Here is a 323-nt window from a genome sequence, read left to right as displayed (position 1 = left end):
CACATCAACAGGCCTTACAGAAGACCGCACACGATCACACGTCAATATGGGTCAGAAAACTCTTGCATAACGGACGGTAACCACAGAAGATTTCCGCGTCGATTGCCAGTCCTTCACGATTGAAGTCATCCAGAATGTTCAGGAGCCGAAAAGCGCGTCCATCCAAAAGCCTGTCCGCCATGAAGTCCATGGACCAGACCGTGTTGGGAAGGGCCGGAACCGACAGCTTTTCAGGCTTTTCGCGAACAAGACGCCTGCGGGGTTTAATCCGCAGGTTGAGTTCCAGTTCCCGATAGATCCGATAAACCCGCTTATGATTCCAG

Annotated in this window: 1 pseudogene; it reads right to left on the bottom strand. The window is 52.0% G+C overall.

Annotation, left to right across the window (positions count from 1 at the left end):
- Nucleotides 1-91: 91 nt before the first annotated feature.
- Nucleotides 92-323: pseudogene (locus FKW31_RS15745) on the bottom strand (IS3 family transposase); the annotation flags it as partial.

Source organism: Acetobacter sp. DmW_136 (assembly GCF_008690365.1).
In the GTDB taxonomy this organism is placed as follows: Bacteria; Pseudomonadota; Alphaproteobacteria; order Acetobacterales; family Acetobacteraceae; genus Acetobacter; species Acetobacter oryzifermentans.
The sequence above is the reverse complement of the archived record's forward strand: the minus strand, read 5'-3'. Positions and strand labels throughout refer to the sequence as shown.